Below are 15,360 nucleotides of genomic sequence, written 5' to 3'. Positions count from 1 at the left end.
CTCTGCCAGACTGCCTGCATGGCTGAAAACAAGACACGGGCAACCGGCGCGTCAGTGGAGGACTTCATCGCCGCCGTCGAACACCCTGTCCGGCATCGTGACGGCCTTCGCCTGCTGGAGCTGATGACTGGGATCACCGGAGAGAAAGCGGAGATGTGGGGACCCACAATTGTGGGCTTCGGGCACTACCACTACAAATACGAAACGGGCCGGGAGGGCGATGCCGCCGCAGTGGGGTTTTCTCCCCGTAAGGCGAGCCTTTCGCTCTACGGGCTCACCTATGGCCCCGAGGCCGGGGAACTGCTGCCGAGGCTGGGTAAGTACAAGACCGGCGCGGGCTGCCTGTACTCAACAAGCTCGAGGATGTGGACGAGGCAGTCCTTGCCGAGCTGATCCGGGCGGGCTACCGGCACGTGACCACAGTGATGCACAGCCCCTGACCCACCCCCGGCCACCACAGCAACGCGGGGTCACTTAATGCCGCTCGGAAGCCGTTTATTGGGTCTTGAGTGACCCCGCGTTGCAGTGGCGTCGGGCTGTCCGCGGGACGCAGAAAGACCCCCGCCGCCGGTGAGGGCGACGGGGGTCTTCCGGCAGTTCAGTGCTGCGTAGCCCTGAGGACTACTTGCCTGCGACTACGTCGAGTTCGATCACAGCAGCAACGTCGTCGTGGAGACGGACGTTGGCCTGGTAGGAACCAACCGACTTGATGTGTGCCGGCAGTTCAACCTTGCGCTTGTCGATGCGGCCAAGGCCAGCGGCCTCAACAGCGTCAGCGACGTCGGCCTGCTTGACGGTGCCGAACAGGCGTCCGGTCTCGCCAGCCTTGACGACGAGCTTGACCGGCTTGGCGGAGAGTGCAGCGGCCTGCTTCTGAGCGTCTTCCAGGGAAGCGTGCTCGCGGGCGGCGCGGGCAGCCTTGATGGACTCAACCTGCTTCTCGCCACCCTTGGACCAGGTCAGGGCGAAGTTGCGGGGCAGCAGGTAGTTACGTGCGTAACCGTCCTTGACCTCGACAACGTCGCCAGCAGCACCGAGACCGGTTACTTCGTGGGTCAGAATGAGCTTTGCCATGTTAGTTTCCCTTCCTTAACCGCGGCCAGCGCCGGAGTAAGGCAGCAGAGCAACTTCGCGGGCGTTCTTGATTGCCTGGGCGATTTTGCGCTGTTCCTGCACCGTGACGCCAGTGACGCGACGGGCGCGGATCTTTCCGCGGTCGGAGATGAACTTGCGCAGCAATGCTACGTCCTTGTAGTCGATGACAGTGATGTCAGCGGCCTTCAAGGGGTTGGACTTTGGTTTGGGCTTACGGAGTTCAGCCTTAGCCATCGTGGAGCTCCTATTCTAGGGAGCCCGTGGATGTTGATCCACGGGATGGTGGTGGTCCGACGGCGGCAGTAACCTGGGTGCCTTTGGCACCTGGGCGGTCCCGGCGTCGGGCCTTGTTTTTTGTTGTTTAGAAGGGAGGTTCGGAATCGGGGCCGTTGCCCCAGCCGCCCGCATTGGAGACACCGGGCGTTGCCCAGGGATCCTCCTGTGCAGCCTGCTGGTTGCCGCCACCGAAGCCACCGGAGTTGCCGCCCTGGTTTCCACCAGAGTTGCCGCCACCGAAGCCACCGCCGCCGTTGCCGCCGCCGAAGCCACCCTGTCCACCCTGACCGCCGGAGCGCTGGGTGCGGTTAACCTTGGCATTGGCGTAGCGCAGGCTCGGGCCGATTTCATCGACTTCGAGCTCGATTACGGTGCGCTTTTCGCCTTCTTTGGTTTCGTAGGAACGGCTCTTCAGCCGGCCGGAAACAATCACGCGCATGCCCTTGGTAAGGGACTCGGCGACGTTCTCGGCTGCTTCACGCCAGACGGCAGCGCGGAGGAACAGGGTTTCCCCGTCCTTCCACTCATTGGACTGGCGGTCAAAGGTGCGTGGGGTGGAAGCGATGGTGAAGTTCGCTACTGCCGAACCTGACGGTGTGAACCGCAATTCCGGGTCATTGGTGAGATTACCGATGACCGTAATAGTGGTTTCGCCTGCCATCTACTGCCTCCTTGTTCGATCCTGGATGAAGAATTCGATCCTGCGGGGTAAAGAATGAAGATTGAAGCTGAAATTACTCAGCAACAACTTTCTGCTCTTCGGGGCGGGTGATCTTGGTGCGCATGATGGTCTCGTTAAGAGACAACTGGCGGTCAAGTTCCTTGGCGGTATCCGGCTTGGCGGTGAAGTTCACCACGGCGTAGATACCTTCAGACTTCTTCTTGATTTCGTAGGCCAGCCGACGACGGCCCCAGATGTCAACCTTTTCGATGGTTCCACCATCGTTGGTGATGACATTCAGGAACTTCTGAAGCGACGGCTCAACGGTACGCTCTTCGACCTCGGGGTCGATGATTACCATCAATTCGTAAGGACGCATATGTGAACCCACCTCCTTTGGGCTAAGCGGTTACGGCATTTCCGTAACAGGAGGTTCATTTGCGATGCCATGCAAAGCCCCGCCAACGGAACGGAGGCAGGGCGCAGCACAGACTTCAATATCTTAGTGCATTTGGAACGGATAGGCGATTCGCGCTTGACTCAAAGGCTATCGAAGGACCCCGAACGCCGGAAGCCGGCGGCGGCGTATGTGGAAAACGGCGCCCGTGGCCGGTCCACGGCGTGCCGGGCCGAAGCTAGAGTACAGGGCATGGAAGCCGCCCAGCACAATGCCCGCCCACTCAAGGTGAGGCGCAGCCGGCTCAGGTTTGTGGCCATGATGGCGGCCGGACTCAGTGCGGCCGCCGCAGCCGGCGCCGCTGGCCTGTGGGTCCAGGCGCCGGCCGCGGGGTGGGCTACCGCATCCTTTGTCTACGTCGCCTGGGTCTGGCTGGTGGTCGGCCGCATGGATCCAGCGGAGACCAAGGCCCATGCCGTCGCCGAAGACCCCTCCCGGCCCACCACCGACCTGCTCATACTGGCGGCGAACGTTGCGTCCCTGGCCGCAGTCGCCGTCGTCGTGGTCTATTCCCACAGGCGCGATGACGCCACGCAGGTGGGCGGGGCGGCATTGGTCCTGGCCAGCGTGGCACTGTCCTGGATGCTCGTGCAAACGCTTTTTACGCTGCGATACGCGGCCCACTATTACGGCGGGGAGAAGGACGGCGGCGTCAGCTTTAACCAGGACGAGCCCCCGCAATACACCGACTTCGCCTACCTGGCCACCAGCATCGGAATGACGTACCAGGTATCGGACACCAACCTTGAGAATCCGCGGATCCGGCGCGAGGCGCTTAAACACAGCCTGCTCTCGTACCTTTTTGGCACTGTCATCCTTGCGGCGACAATCAACCTGGTGCTGGGACTCGCGGTCTAATGCGTAATTGATACCTGCAAATGCGCAAAATACCCCACATAAAAGTCGAGTACACGTGACCTCGAATTTCTCTGGTGCAACACCCTGATCGAAGCTATATTTGCATCCATCGGCTGGGTACCGTGCTGGACGCTAATTAAGCGTCCAGAAGTTTTGATCCGCAACCTGTGAGAGTGCGGATCCCTCATAAAGCAGTGCCGGATATAAAAGGAATCGGTCTCCTTCTTGGAAGATGGGGGCCGCATGTCGTTAATTGGCAGAAGCATGGAGTTGCAGCGGATCCTCTCGGTGATCCGGGGGCCCCGGGAATCTGCGCTGACAATCGTCGGGCGGCGGGGCGTGGGCAAATCCGCCCTCCTGTCCGAGATCCCGCGCCTCTCTGAATACCGAACTGTCTTCCTCCGGGCCAGCGCCTCCGAGTCCGACTGGCCGCTGTCAGGCCTCACCGCGCTCCTCAACGGGATAGACGATCCTGTGCTCAACCGGTTCGCCGAGAACCTCCTAAGGGATTCCACTGGCGCCATGGACGTCCCCACCGTTTCAACCATGCTGCTCAACGGGTTGCACCAACGCTCATCGTCACGGACCGTGATCGTGATAGACGACGCCGACCAGTTGGATCCCAGCAGCCAGGCAGTGATCGGATTCCTTGCCCGCCGCCTGGCCGGCACCGAGATCGCACTTTTCAGCAGCGTCCGGGAAGACTCACCGGACAGTCCGTTCAACAGCCTGCCGGCACTGCACCTGAGGGTGCTCAGCTACAACGACACCGTTCGTATGCTGGAAGCGATCCCCGCCCGGCAAACCGCGACGGCGGCCGTGCACGCCGTAGCCGCAGCCACCCAAGGCAACCCGTTGGCCGCCGTCGAACTTTATACGTGCTTGCTGGAGCGCCAGGCGGAAGGGAAGTATGCGCTCCCCATCCCGCTGCCCTGCAAAGGAAGTTTTGAGGCGGAGTTCGCCGCAACAGTGGGCGGCCTGACCCCGGCCGCGCGCCACTTACTTGACCTCATGTCGTTATCCTGCCGGAGTGACATCGCCGCCTTGGAAAAAGTTGATGGCGACGTCTGGGCAGGCGTGGACGAGCTCCTGGCCAACGGCATGGTCAGCAGGTCCGGTCCGTACCTGCGGATCCAGGACCCGTTGCTCCGTGGTTATGCGTTCGGCACCATGACACCGGCCATCCGGACAGCCAACCACCGCGCGCTGGCCGATGCCGCCGGGGAAACGGACCCGTACGCACACCGGTGGCACCAGAGTTTCACCGCACTGGAACGCCAGACACCCTTTGGCCTGCTTCGGTTCGCCGTTGACCTGATCCGGGGCGGAGAAGTGTCATTCGCCGTGGAATTCATCGAGCGCGCACTCACCATCAATCCGTGGGAAGCAGAGACAGCGGCACGGCTCACAGCGGTGGCGGAACTGCTGTTCAACAGGGGTGAGTTCGTCTACGCCAGGCGCTACCTGGACTGGGCACAGCGCGTGACACGCAACCCTCCGCTTATTCTTCGCCTCACAGGGCTCGCCTTCGAAATCCAATTCATGCAAGGCGCTGCCGTACGGTCCAGCATGGTGCTCCGCCTTGTCAAGGAGTTCGGGCAGCACGATCCGGCTTACTCCGCCTCGCTGTTGGCCGTCGGTTCGCTCTATTACGCCGAGCGGTGGGAACTGGAGGATGCGAAAGCGCTGCTCCAACACGCCGAAAAGTTCGGGGACGCCGCCTCCGAGAACTCCCTGGCGGTGGCAGACCAGGCCAAAATTCTGATCGAAGCGATCAGTGGCAACACAGATGACGTTAGCCGTAAGCACGAGGCTGCCGGCAAGACTGTTGCCACGCTCCTGGTGCAGGGGAGGGCCCTGAGCTACGCGGGACACCATGACCTTGCCCAGGAAGCCTTCGCCATCGTCCGGAACTCGGCGGAAGCGAGCAACGTCAATTGGCGGGAAACCGCAGACTGCCTCGCTGTTGATAACGAGATCCGGGCGGGCCATGTCCGCAAGGCCATCCGGCTCATTGAAGACCTGGAACTCAACGAACCGGAAGCGAAATACCACCGGGGGATGCGGCACATCTTCCGGGTATGGCGGGCCCATTCCTTGGGCGATGAGGCTATGGCACGGCTGTACGTTGCAGAGGCGCAGCATTTCTTCGGGGCGGACGGCCATCCGGCCATCACCGCACAGTTGGCGGCCTGCCAGGGGCACTTCGCACTCATGCGCGGCAATCTGGCGGAGTCCCTCGCGCAGCTCTCCCGCGCCGCCGAGATCGGAGCGGGATACGGAAACCCGACCCTGCTCCGCTGTGAGGCGGATCTGGTGGAAGTCCTGGTCCGCCTGGGCCGCCACCACGAAGCGACCCAGGCGCTCCGCCAGCTGGCGGGCCGCGCCGTGGGACAGCGGTCTCCCTGGCTGGTGACGGCCGTGGCCCGCAGCCGGGCCATGCTTGCCGACGGCGAACAGTCGCTTCACCTGTTCAAGTACGCCCTCGAGTCCCCGGCCTCCCAGGATTCGGTTCTGGAGCGCGCCAGGACCCTGCTGTGCTACGGGGAGCGGTTGAGCGCATTTGGCCGGCAACGCGAGGCCAAGGACGGCCTGATGCGCGCGAAGGTCATGTTTGACGAAGCCGGTGCGGACGCTTGGGCCCAGCACGTCGGGTCGCTGCTGCTCGACGAACGGATGGAACCGGCAGGAGCCCCCGGCAACCCCGCAATCCTCCTGCTTTCAGACCATGAGCGCGTGCTGGCCCGCATGGTGGCGCGCGGGATGCGGAACAAGGAAATCGCGGCAACCCTCTACGTGTCCGTGAGGACCGTAGAGGTGCGTCTCACCACGATTTACCGGAAGCTCGGCGTTGAATCACGCGCACAGCTGACAGCCCTCGCGACGGGCAAGGAGGCCGCCCGGGCCAGTGAACAATATGTCCTTCCCTTCCTCTAGGCCAACGGCCGGAATACAGGATCTGCAGGTTCCCGCAGTTCCCGCATGGTTCCGTGCCCGGGCCCACACAACAGGCTGCTTCCCGCGCCGGAAGGGAACGCAGCCAACTAATTTGGCAGTACGGAATGCAAAGTCCCTGGGGGCCAGGACGGGAAGGACCCGGACAATGAGTACGGTCGCCAGAGAAGCCGGTGCCAGGTGACTGCGGAAACCGTGCTGGCCCGCATCAAAGTCATGGAACCGTGGCTCGGCGACGATGAGACCCGCGCCGTGGCCGAGGTCCTTGCCTCCGGAGTGCTCACCCAGGGGCCGAAGGTGAAGGAGTTTGAGGCGAACTTCAGCGCCGTGCAGGAGGTGCGCCACGCCGTCGCAACGTCCAGCGGCACGTCCGCGCTGCACCTGGCATTGGTCGTGGCGGGCATCGGTCCCGGCGACGACGTGGTGGTTCCGTCACTGGCGTTCATCGCCACCGCCAATGCCGTGACATACGTCGGGGCGCGGCCGGTATTCTGCGACGTTGATCCGGTCACGGGCACCGTGACTGCGGCCGCTGTCCGGGCGGCACTGACCCTGGACACGCGGGCCGTGATCGTGGTGGATCAGGCCGGCGTTCCGGTTGACCTGGACCCTGTCGTCGAGCTGTGCGAGCGGCACGAAATCATCCTGATCGAAGACGCCGGATGCGCCGTTGGCTCTGCGTACCGGGGCAGGCCTGTGGGCACCGGGGCGGACATTGCCGTGTGGTCATTCCACCCGGAAAACGTCCTCACCACCGGCGAAGGAGGCATGCTGACAACCCACCGGGCGGACTGGGCGGCACGGGCCCGGAGCCTCCGTGCCCATTCCCTGAACGTGCCGCCGGCGGACCGTCGCCGCTCCCCCGTGGCCGCGCCGGAGGTTTACGTCGAGGTCGGCTTCGACTACCAGATGACGGAACTGGAGGCTGCGCTCGGCATTGTGCAACTGGGCAGGCTGGGCGAGATTGTGGCCCGCCGCCGGGAGATCGCGGCCCGTTATGAGGCGGGCCTTTCCGTCCTCGCCGGGCTCCGGTTGGTCACCGATCCGCCCTACGGGGAAACCAACTTCCAGTCCTTCTGGCTCGAAGTCCTCCCGGGCTTTGCCACCGACCGGGAAGGGCTCCTGGGCCGCCTGGCCGATGCCGGGATTTCAGCGTGCCGCGGCCCGATGGCGGCACACCGACAGCCCGCCTACCGGTGGCGCGATACTGGAAACGCAGGGCTCCAGGCCACGGAACGCCTGACCGACCGGACCCTGGTTCTTCCGATTTTCCACAACCTGGACAACGTGGGCCTGAACCGCGTCATGAACAGCATTCGTGCGGCAGCCGGGATCCGCCCGTGAGAGGTCCGATACTGAGCGCTGCCGGCGTTACCCCGGAAGGTGGCTTCCCGGGGCCTCCGCGGTGCCCGTTATGCCACGGCCAGGCAAAGCGGGCGGGCGTACGGAATGTCTTTGGGAGCGGCCGCAGAGGCGTCCCCGCCAGGCGATGCGCTTATCATCTGAGTATGCGTGAACACTTGCTCGTCCTGGGGGTGGCGGCAATCTTCCTGGCTGGCTGCTCGGCACCGTCCGCTCAACCGACAGTCGAGTGGGCAGAGCCGGCCACCACTTCAGCTTCAGCCATCCCAACGCCCACGCCCACGCCCAAGGTGAAGCCGACGCTCACGCCCACGCCGAAGCCGACGCCGACAACACTGTCGACCGGCTCGGCCGCCACGGATCTGAACTGGGGGACGCCGATCGCCGGCGACGAGTTCGATTACACCGGGGCCCCGGACCCCGCGAAGTGGTCCGTGTACAACAGTGCCGGGCATGCGGGAAATGGCATCCGCAGTCCGCAGCAGGTCACCGTAGACGGTTCCAAAATGGTCATCAACGGGACACCGGATGGCACGACCGCTGGAATCAGCGCAAAGTTCGGCAGGCAAAAGTACGGCCGGTGGGAGGTTCGGGCGGCGGGCTCGGGTGACAATGAGTACCATCTGGTGGCGCTCCTGTGGCCGGACAGCAGGAACTGGCCGTGTGAAGGAGAAGTTGACTACGCTGAGACCGCTGGTGACTGGAACGTCATGAAGTTCTACCATCACTATTCATGTGCGAACAAGCAGACGTCGACGGCCATTGCCCTGGACGTCAGTCAGTTCCACAACTACGCGGTTGACTGGTCTCCCCAGGGGATCGTCGGCTACGTGGATGGGGTGAAGTGGTTTGAGGACACCGACCCCGGGCACCAGCCTCCTGCATCGATGCACCAGACGCTGCAACTGGACTGGTTCCCGGACGACTCCCCTAACGGCCCTGGTGAAATGCGGGTGGACTGGGTGCGCGTCTATGCGCCGGCCGGTACTACTCCCTGACTCCCGCAGCGGCTCCCGGCCGCGGCCATCCCGTGTGTCGTGAAGGAGACCCCGGAAGTCTCCCTGGCTTGACCGGTGCCTCAGCCACCATCCGGACGCCAGTACCGTAGACCGCCGCTGGTGCCGCCATCATGGGCGACGTCGACCACGACGTACGGGAATGCCTGACGGTCCGACTGGTCAGGTCCGCCACCGCGGACGTCTGAAGACCACGTGCCGGTGTTGGCGTACCGGGTGGCGGACGCCTCCAGCGCCGACTCAAGGGCCCGGTGGGTGTGGCCCGAGATATACCAGGCCACCCCGGAACCGTGTGCCTCCAGGATCCGCGCGGAGCGGCCCGCCGCAGCAGGAGCCTCCTCGCCGGCATTTCTGCGCCCGGCCGCCGCGAGCACCATACGGGTGGCGGCGCGCGGGAGTGCCTGGGCCGTGCGGAACCGGGACAGGCGCGCCAGCTCCCGAACGGCCGCCTCGTCGAGCGCGAGCCCTGCTGACGCGGTCTGCAACATCCCGTCGTACGCGGATTCCCGGACGCGGCGTTCGGCCCTTTCGGACTCCAGGCAGGCCCGTGCAACTGCCCGGGCACGGCTCACGCGCGACGACGACGGCTGGGCGTGCCAGGCAGCGAGCGGTGGCAGGGCGAGGTCATCTGTGCCGTTGACGCCCGTGCGGAGCAGTTCAGGGATGCGGTGCAGCGCGTGGTGTTGGTGCCCGTGCTCGGCCACCAGCACCCGGGGCACGTGCAGCAACCACGGATGTACCTGGATCCGGGTGGGCTCACCGGGTGACAGAAGCTCGGACAGGCGGGCCGCAACGGCGGGCCGGGCGAGTTCCACGTCGTGGTTGCCGCACACGAAGTGCAGCTGCACGCCACGCGCGGCACACGCCGCCAGCGCCTCGAACGTGGCGGGGTGGCTTGCAAGGATGGACTCGAGCCGGGCCAGGCTCCCGCCCTCGTCGAAACCGGCGAGCTCGAACGTGTCACCGACGAAGGCTACGCGCTGCTGCGGACCGGAAGCTGCGAGCACTTCGCGGTGCAGGAACTCCGGCAGTACTCTGCCGGGGAGCCGGGGGTCCTCATCCGAATCGCCCAGGTGGAGGTCGCTAAGGAGCCACCACCGTGCCGCGCGGCTCACGCGATCAGTCCCAGGACGCGTGGAACGAAGAGGATCAGGTAGAGCGCCCACATGACGGCGACAGCCCTGCCGCTCACCGTTCGGCCGAGGACCTTCGGGCGCGTGGGCTGACCGGAGTCTGATCCGGCGCGCCGGACCTCGAGCGCCACGAGGGTGGCCAGCAGCGCGGCAGTCGCAAGCAATCCCGCAACTTCGATCATGATGTGGCCTCCTGCCGTGCGCGTGCCACGCATGCGAGGACGGTGATGACGGCCATCGTGACGACGCATGCCTGCCATGACCACACAGTGAGGTAGAACATCGCGGTGGCCACTGCCGTGAGCGATGCGAGCCCCAGCGCCAGGACGAGCAGTGCGATCAGCGCGCCGTCGGTCACGGGCGTGAGCCGCGCCAGTGCCTGGCCCGGGAGCAGGATGAGGACTGCTATGGCAGCGATGGCCTGCAGCAGTGTTGGCAGCCCGATGAGCGTCACCAGTGTGAGAGCGACCGCCGCGAGAGCGAGGGCGACGGTAAGCCGGCTGATACCAATGCCGCTCATGGCGTCACCCGGTACACGCGGGCGTCAGCGGTGCTGAACGCGAGCTGCACCCCGTCCTGCGCGCTGAACCATTCCTCCAAATCGGCGAAGCCGCGGATGCTGCTCTTTCCCTGGAGTACGAGACTCGCCTCCGATGCCCTCGTCAGCAGCAGGAACGAGCCTGCGGAGTTGTTCCGTGCGTAGCTGTAGATGAGCGGGCCGCACGTCTCCGTCGTCAGACTGGACGGGCACAGGTCGTCAATCGTCCGGTACCGGTGTTCGAGGTAGGTCTCGTCGCGCCAGGGCGTCGGGTGGGCCGCCGAAATGATCGTGGCGCCGGGCGGCGCGAGGCTCTGGACGGTGGTGACGGCGGCCATCTCGGCATCGCTGAATACGTCATACTCCGCGTTACCGTACCGGCCGGTCACACTCATCACAGTCAGCAGCAAGCAGGTGAGCGCCAGACGCTTCGCCGCCCGGACGGACGGGCGTGTGCCGCGCGACGCCGCCCGGGTGGGAGGGCGGGTGCTGCCGTGTGTGGGAAGAAGGACCGAGCACGCCAGCAGGGCAATGAAGGGCAGTGCGAACAGCGAGACGCGGATGAGCATCTCGCCGCCGTATGACTGCACGGGGAAGAGCAGCAGCGGCGTGGCGGCGAGGAGGGCCACCCGGAAATCGAGACGACCTCTGCGCCAGTCGAGAAATGCCCCCACAGCGGCGAGCGTCCACAGGACGACCGTGAGGACCACGCGGATCTGCACCACGAGCATGTGCCCGGCGCTGCCGCTCACACGGTCGACAACGTTCGCCTCGACTGCACCCTGCAAGCCGGCGTCCTCCAGCGGCGGGTGCCCAACGAGGTAGGCACTCGCGGGGTAGGCGAGCCAGAGCGCCAGCACCACCACGGTAATCAGGGGCAGGCGGCTGGGCCAGACGTGTCCGCTCACGGTGAGGGCGGTGATGGTGATGAGCGCCAGGAACGGCGTCAGCTGATGGCTCGCGCAGATGACAACCACGAGCAACAGGATGACCGCGAGGGCACTTACCCGGTGCCCCGGCCGGGACTCGACAGGCATCCGTCCCCGCCACATCGCCGTCAGCTCGGCGCGCCGGAAGCCGTTGAATGCGGCAGGACGTGAGGCCAACGGACCGAGGAGCAGCGCGACGATGACGAGGTACAGGAAGAAGCTGAAGGCTTGGGGAGACAGGTAGTCCTGATCCTGCCAGTTGCCGAGGCAGAAGACCCAGAGCACCAGCCAGCGCCGCCTCGGGTCGGGCGTCAGGTAGCGCGTCAGGACGCCTACGGCAGCAAGCCACAGACCTATGTTGAGCACCGGTGCCCACAGGGCAACTGCCACCGGATCCAGACCGGTGGCCGGGAGCACCGTCGCCAGGAGGGCGAAGAAACCCGGCCAGTTGAAGTACGCGTCGATCGTCGGATCAATTCCCTGGCTGCCGGACAGGGCGTCTGCGATGCCAAGGTGACGGAACGCGACCTCGCCGCGCGGTATGTCGGTCACGAAGGCTGCAGCCCCGAAGAGCACAAGGACCAGCACCACGACGAGCCACACCATGACGGCGTGGCGTGCCGGGCCCGCGGGGTTTCCCCGAAGCGCCACGACGAAGGAGATGTTCAGAAGCAGGACACCCAGCCAGTACGGGTAGGGCAGCACGGCGACCAGCCCCAGGTCACTGTACACAGGCACAGACACCGCGGAGGCGGCCCCCACGGCAAGAGCCAGTGACACGATGCCGCCCACCGCGCACCATACGTCCAGGGGCCGCCAGCGATCCTGTCTCTGGGTTTGGCGCGGCACGTCAAGCGTCCTGGTCATCGCGCCTCCTTCTTGACGCGCCGGAGGATGGCGAGCAAACGGAGTCCCATCCCCGCGGCGCCGATGGATAGGACAACGAGCCACGCAATGGCCATGGCGGTGGGGCCATTGTCGGCGACCAGGAGTGCTGAAACGCAGAGGGCGACTCCGAGAGCCACGCCCACCACAATCGCCTCCGTGTAGAGGCTGCGGACCCGGCAGACGGAATTGTAAGCCTGCAACACCGCGTACGGCACCAGTCCGGCCGCCAATATCCGCAGGGCGTCAGTGGACGAATTGGCGTACCGGTCCCCGAGCAGGTGGAGCAGTGGGTGCGCGAAGATGACAAGGACGACGGCGGCAATGCCACCGATGGCGAGCGACCAACGGAAACTCGCCCAAGTGGTCGCCACCAGGCGCCCAGGGTCGCGGACTCCCTCGGAGAATTGGACGATTCCTATCAGCATCGGGGCTGTGTAGGCGGCCCAGGCCATCATCCATGCGGGGTACCAGTAGGCAGCTGCTTCCGGCGATACCATGTGCGCCAGCAGGAGCGGAAGCACCAGCCCGGGAGCACGCTCGGTGATGGTGAGGAGCTGGTGCGGGATTCCCAGCACCAGGGTTGACCGGTTCTTGGCCGGTCGCAAGGAGGGCCGCGGCCGGTAGCCGACCAGTCGTCTGAGCTGGACGATACCCAAAACACACGTCAAGGCCGACCCGAGGGTCCAGCAGGCCATCATCACGTCGGCCGGGGCGCCGTGGGCCTGCCAGGCCACGAGCGCTGTCGCTCCAAGGGAGAAGACGCCGCCCACCAGGTACCTGGACGTGGCGCTGGATCCGCGGCCCAACGCCACCAGCGCCTGGTCCAGCACGGTGCACAGAGTTCCTGTGACGGCAGCTATGAGGAACGTGAGCCAGAAGAGCACCGACATCACTGCCGTGTCCGGTGTAACCATCCACTGCAGCACGAGGTAGCCGAGGGCCAGCACCGTGCTGGCCACCCCCACGATGCCGAACGCTGCATCCAGCACCCGCGCGGGCGGTTCCCCCCGCCCCACGGAGACAATCACGGCGGATCCGGCGCCCAGCACCGCGAGCTGCGTGCAGATCATCACCGCCGAGACTGCTGCCGTGGTGAGCCCGACCTCACGGTCGAATGTCGCATGCGCGGCCACTACCCAGAAGGCGAAACCTGTGCCTGTCTGGGCGGCTTTGGCCACGACCAGGCCGAGGGAGCTGCGCAGCGCGGAGTGCCGGACGACAGTCGAAGCCTCCGTGACAGCGATCCCCCGGTCAGCCCGCACGTCCGATGCCCCTCGCCATGCCCGCGTAGTTGTACCAGCAGAAGGCTGCGTAGTAGCGCAGCCATGCAGGCTGGCCCGCCGCGAGGCTCAAGGCGCTGCCCCGGACGGCGGCCGCCGCGGGCAGCAGCGCCAACCGTGCACCGCGCCAGCCGTGCTTGCGGATCATCAGTCCCAGCCCCGTTCCGTCCATGAGGAACTGGTCGAGCGCGAAGTCGAAATCGTCCGCGGCGAAACGGTGTTCGACCATGACCCGGCGTGACACTGCTGTCCGCATCCCTGACTGCCGCATCCGCCAGCGCAGCTCGATGTCCTCCCCGGACTTGAACGAGTCATCGAAACCCATGCCAAGCATCAGGTCCCGGTCCACGATGGTCGCCACGAGCCCGAACCAGTTGCGGCTGCGGCCGGTGCGGTGGTGATGTGCCAGCGCCTGCCCCCAATACCCCGGTCCGGCAACACTCTCCAGACCGGCCTGGAGGGCGTCGTGGCCGTCCTCCACCAGCTCGGTGAGCAGGTCGGCGATCCCCGTGGGCCCGAACACGACGTCGGAGTCCACGAGCAGCACCCAACGGGTGGTGCTGCTTTGCACACCAAGCGTTCGGGCCCACGGCAGACCGCGTCCCTCATCACTCAGGACCCGGGCACCGGCAGCAAGGGCGAGCTCGACGGTGCGGTCGGTGGAACATCCGTCCACCAGGATGATCTCGGCCACACCGGACTGACGCAGTGCCTCCAGACAGCGCGGGAGCATCTGCTCCGCGTTGCGGGCCGGCACGACTGCGGTGACCTCGGCAGGGCTGTGACCCATCTGTCGCCACCCCCTCAGACTTGCTCGTCGAGAACGGCCGGCAGCAGCTCCTCGAGATGCCGGACGATGTCGTCCGAGGCCTCGTCCGCCGAGTACGCCGCCGGCACCTGGAGCAGGTGGCAGGGACGTCCGTCGAGCGCTTTGCTCAGCACGACGCCCTTTGCCGCGAAGTGCTCTCGCCAGGGGACGACGGACGTGGCCGCCAAGCCGGTCACGACCCGCTGCGAGAAGCCCGCCATCTCGATGTGGAAGTTGCCGATCATGCGGTCGATCATCCAGTCCTTGGTCTTCTCGACAATCCTGGACTTGGAGCCCTCAAAGCGCTCGATGTAAATGGCGGCCGCGAGCGGGGCTTTGGTGGTCACTGCGCGCCCTGGGAAGGCTGCCGCGGCATCAACCATGCGGTGCTCCGGCGACCACCGGCGCGAGAAGTCCGCGAGCCGCGGATAACGGATGACGAACGGGTGTACCACCGTGGTCAGGCGGCCGACGCTCTGCGAGAGCCCTGAGGGGACGAGGGGCTTCCGGACGCCTTCGAACAGGTGTGGATAGATTTCTTTGTGGTGCGGCTTGATGAACATTGGCTTCGCATAGCCGAGCAGCGTGGCGTCCTCGGCGAGGAAGGCCCAGTCGTCGCCCATGAACGACCAGCCCTCACGGCGCATCAGTTTGGCCGCCGTGCTGGTCTTACCGGTTCCACCGGCGGCGGGAAGCGCGATCGCGTGACCCCGGTAAGCCATGGTGGCCGCGTGGATCATGCCGGCTCCCCGACTGACCATGGCGGCATCGAGCACAGGAACCACGGAGGTCAACAGCTCACCCGGGCCGTGAATGCGCCACTGCGATCCATCCCTCACCACCTGGACCCGATCGGCGTTGTAGCGCACGCTGTTCTCGGTGTACGCCAGTTCATGCTCGAGCAGGCCAGCATCCGGCATGGGCTCCGGCCGGTCATCGACGACGATGTCGGCTGGCCGTTCGGCATCGGTGGCGAAACACGCCAACATGGTCCGAAGCTGGTGTGCTGCCGGCGCCTGAGCGTCGACGCTGATCGTGAGCCTTCCGTGGATGTCGAAGTTCAGTGCTTTACTCGGTGTGGTGCTCATGGTCGTCCCCTGTCTA

15 protein-coding genes and 1 pseudogene are annotated in these 15,360 nt (G+C 65.4%); 5 read left to right on the top strand and 11 right to left on the bottom strand.

All coding sequences use genetic code 11. The features are described from left to right. Positions 1-18 precede the first annotated feature (18 nt). A pseudogene (locus AC1MCA_RS10485) lies at positions 19-440 on the top strand (DUF1801 domain-containing protein). A gap of 181 nt (positions 441-621) precedes the next feature. Here AC1MCA_RS10485 and rplI read toward each other — a convergent pair. From rplI to rpsF, 4 genes are all read right to left on the bottom strand, one after another. After that, the gene (gene rplI, locus AC1MCA_RS10480; RefSeq protein ID WP_108597660.1) at positions 622-1,074 is read right to left on the bottom strand and encodes a 50S ribosomal protein L9; all 453 of its coding nucleotides are present in this window, start codon (positions 1,072-1,074) and stop codon (positions 622-624) included. Positions 1,075-1,089: 15 nt separating this feature from the next. Beyond that, entirely contained in the window at positions 1,090-1,329 is a 240-nt protein-coding gene (gene rpsR, locus AC1MCA_RS10475; RefSeq protein WP_003800144.1) for a 30S ribosomal protein S18, read from the bottom strand. 127 nt (positions 1,330-1,456) lie between these two features. Further along, positions 1,457-2,032 (bottom strand): single-stranded DNA-binding protein, encoded by a 576-nt coding sequence (locus AC1MCA_RS10470; protein ID WP_108597659.1) that lies wholly within the window; start codon positions 2,030-2,032, stop codon positions 1,457-1,459. Between the two features lie 73 nt (positions 2,033-2,105). Further along, complete coding sequence (gene rpsF / locus AC1MCA_RS10465) at positions 2,106-2,411, bottom strand: 30S ribosomal protein S6 (protein WP_011693941.1); 306 nt, start codon at positions 2,409-2,411, stop codon at positions 2,106-2,108. 270 nt (positions 2,412-2,681) lie between these two features. Between rpsF and AC1MCA_RS10460 the strand changes: the two genes are divergently transcribed. The 4 genes from AC1MCA_RS10460 to AC1MCA_RS10445 all read left to right on the top strand — a co-directional run bounded on the left by AC1MCA_RS10460 (position 2,682) and on the right by AC1MCA_RS10445 (position 8,662). Next, a complete protein-coding gene (locus tag AC1MCA_RS10460) occupies positions 2,682-3,347 on the top strand; it encodes a DUF1345 domain-containing protein (protein ID WP_479796721.1) in 666 nt (221 codons plus the stop codon). 243 nt (positions 3,348-3,590) lie between these two features. Further along, positions 3,591-6,284, top strand: a complete 2,694-nt coding sequence (locus AC1MCA_RS10455; protein WP_479796720.1) for an AAA family ATPase — start codon at positions 3,591-3,593, stop codon at positions 6,282-6,284. 198 nt (positions 6,285-6,482) lie between these two features. Beyond that, a complete protein-coding gene (locus tag AC1MCA_RS10450) occupies positions 6,483-7,646 on the top strand; it encodes a DegT/DnrJ/EryC1/StrS family aminotransferase (RefSeq protein WP_479796718.1) in 1,164 nt (387 codons plus the stop codon). Between the two features lie 164 nt (positions 7,647-7,810). Continuing rightward, entirely contained in the window at positions 7,811-8,662 is an 852-nt protein-coding gene (locus AC1MCA_RS10445; protein ID WP_479796716.1) for a glycoside hydrolase family 16 protein, read from the top strand. Between the two features lie 80 nt (positions 8,663-8,742). Here AC1MCA_RS10445 and AC1MCA_RS10440 read toward each other — a convergent pair whose 3' ends face one another. Genes AC1MCA_RS10440 through AC1MCA_RS10410 form a run of 7 tightly spaced genes read right to left on the bottom strand, consistent with a single transcriptional unit; the run spans position 8,743 to position 15,344 of the window. Next, on the bottom strand, positions 8,743-9,795 hold the full coding sequence (locus AC1MCA_RS10440) for a hypothetical protein (protein ID WP_479796714.1): 1,053 nt from the start codon (positions 9,793-9,795) through the stop codon (positions 8,743-8,745). Next, complete coding sequence (locus AC1MCA_RS10435) at positions 9,792-9,995, bottom strand: hypothetical protein (RefSeq protein ID WP_479796712.1); 204 nt, start codon at positions 9,993-9,995, stop codon at positions 9,792-9,794. Before AC1MCA_RS10435 ends, AC1MCA_RS10440 begins: the two co-directional genes overlap by 4 nt. Then, positions 9,992-10,333 carry a hypothetical protein gene (locus AC1MCA_RS10430; RefSeq protein WP_479796710.1) on the bottom strand — a complete coding sequence of 114 codons (342 nt, stop codon included), beginning with the start codon at positions 10,331-10,333 and terminating at the stop codon, positions 9,992-9,994. The genes AC1MCA_RS10435 and AC1MCA_RS10430 overlap by 4 nt, the downstream gene beginning before the upstream one ends. After that, the gene (locus AC1MCA_RS10425; RefSeq protein WP_479796708.1) at positions 10,330-12,147 is read right to left on the bottom strand and encodes a glycosyltransferase; all 1,818 of its coding nucleotides are present in this window, start codon (positions 12,145-12,147) and stop codon (positions 10,330-10,332) included. The genes AC1MCA_RS10430 and AC1MCA_RS10425 overlap by 4 nt, the downstream gene beginning before the upstream one ends. Next, positions 12,144-13,430, bottom strand: coding sequence for a lipopolysaccharide biosynthesis protein (locus AC1MCA_RS10420; RefSeq protein WP_479796706.1), 1,287 nt, complete (start codon positions 13,428-13,430; stop codon positions 12,144-12,146). Before AC1MCA_RS10420 ends, AC1MCA_RS10425 begins: the two co-directional genes overlap by 4 nt. Next, the gene (locus tag AC1MCA_RS10415; RefSeq protein WP_108598216.1) at positions 13,420-14,238 is read right to left on the bottom strand and encodes a glycosyltransferase family 2 protein; all 819 of its coding nucleotides are present in this window, start codon (positions 14,236-14,238) and stop codon (positions 13,420-13,422) included. Before AC1MCA_RS10415 ends, AC1MCA_RS10420 begins: the two co-directional genes overlap by 11 nt. 14 nt (positions 14,239-14,252) lie before the next feature. Beyond that, positions 14,253-15,344 carry a hypothetical protein gene (locus tag AC1MCA_RS10410; RefSeq protein ID WP_479796704.1) on the bottom strand — a complete coding sequence of 364 codons (1,092 nt, stop codon included), beginning with the start codon at positions 15,342-15,344 and terminating at the stop codon, positions 14,253-14,255. Positions 15,345-15,360: the final 16 nt, after the last annotated feature.

The organism is Arthrobacter sp. BK1, assembly GCF_056680055.1.
This window is presented reverse-complemented; position numbering and strand designations above follow the sequence as displayed.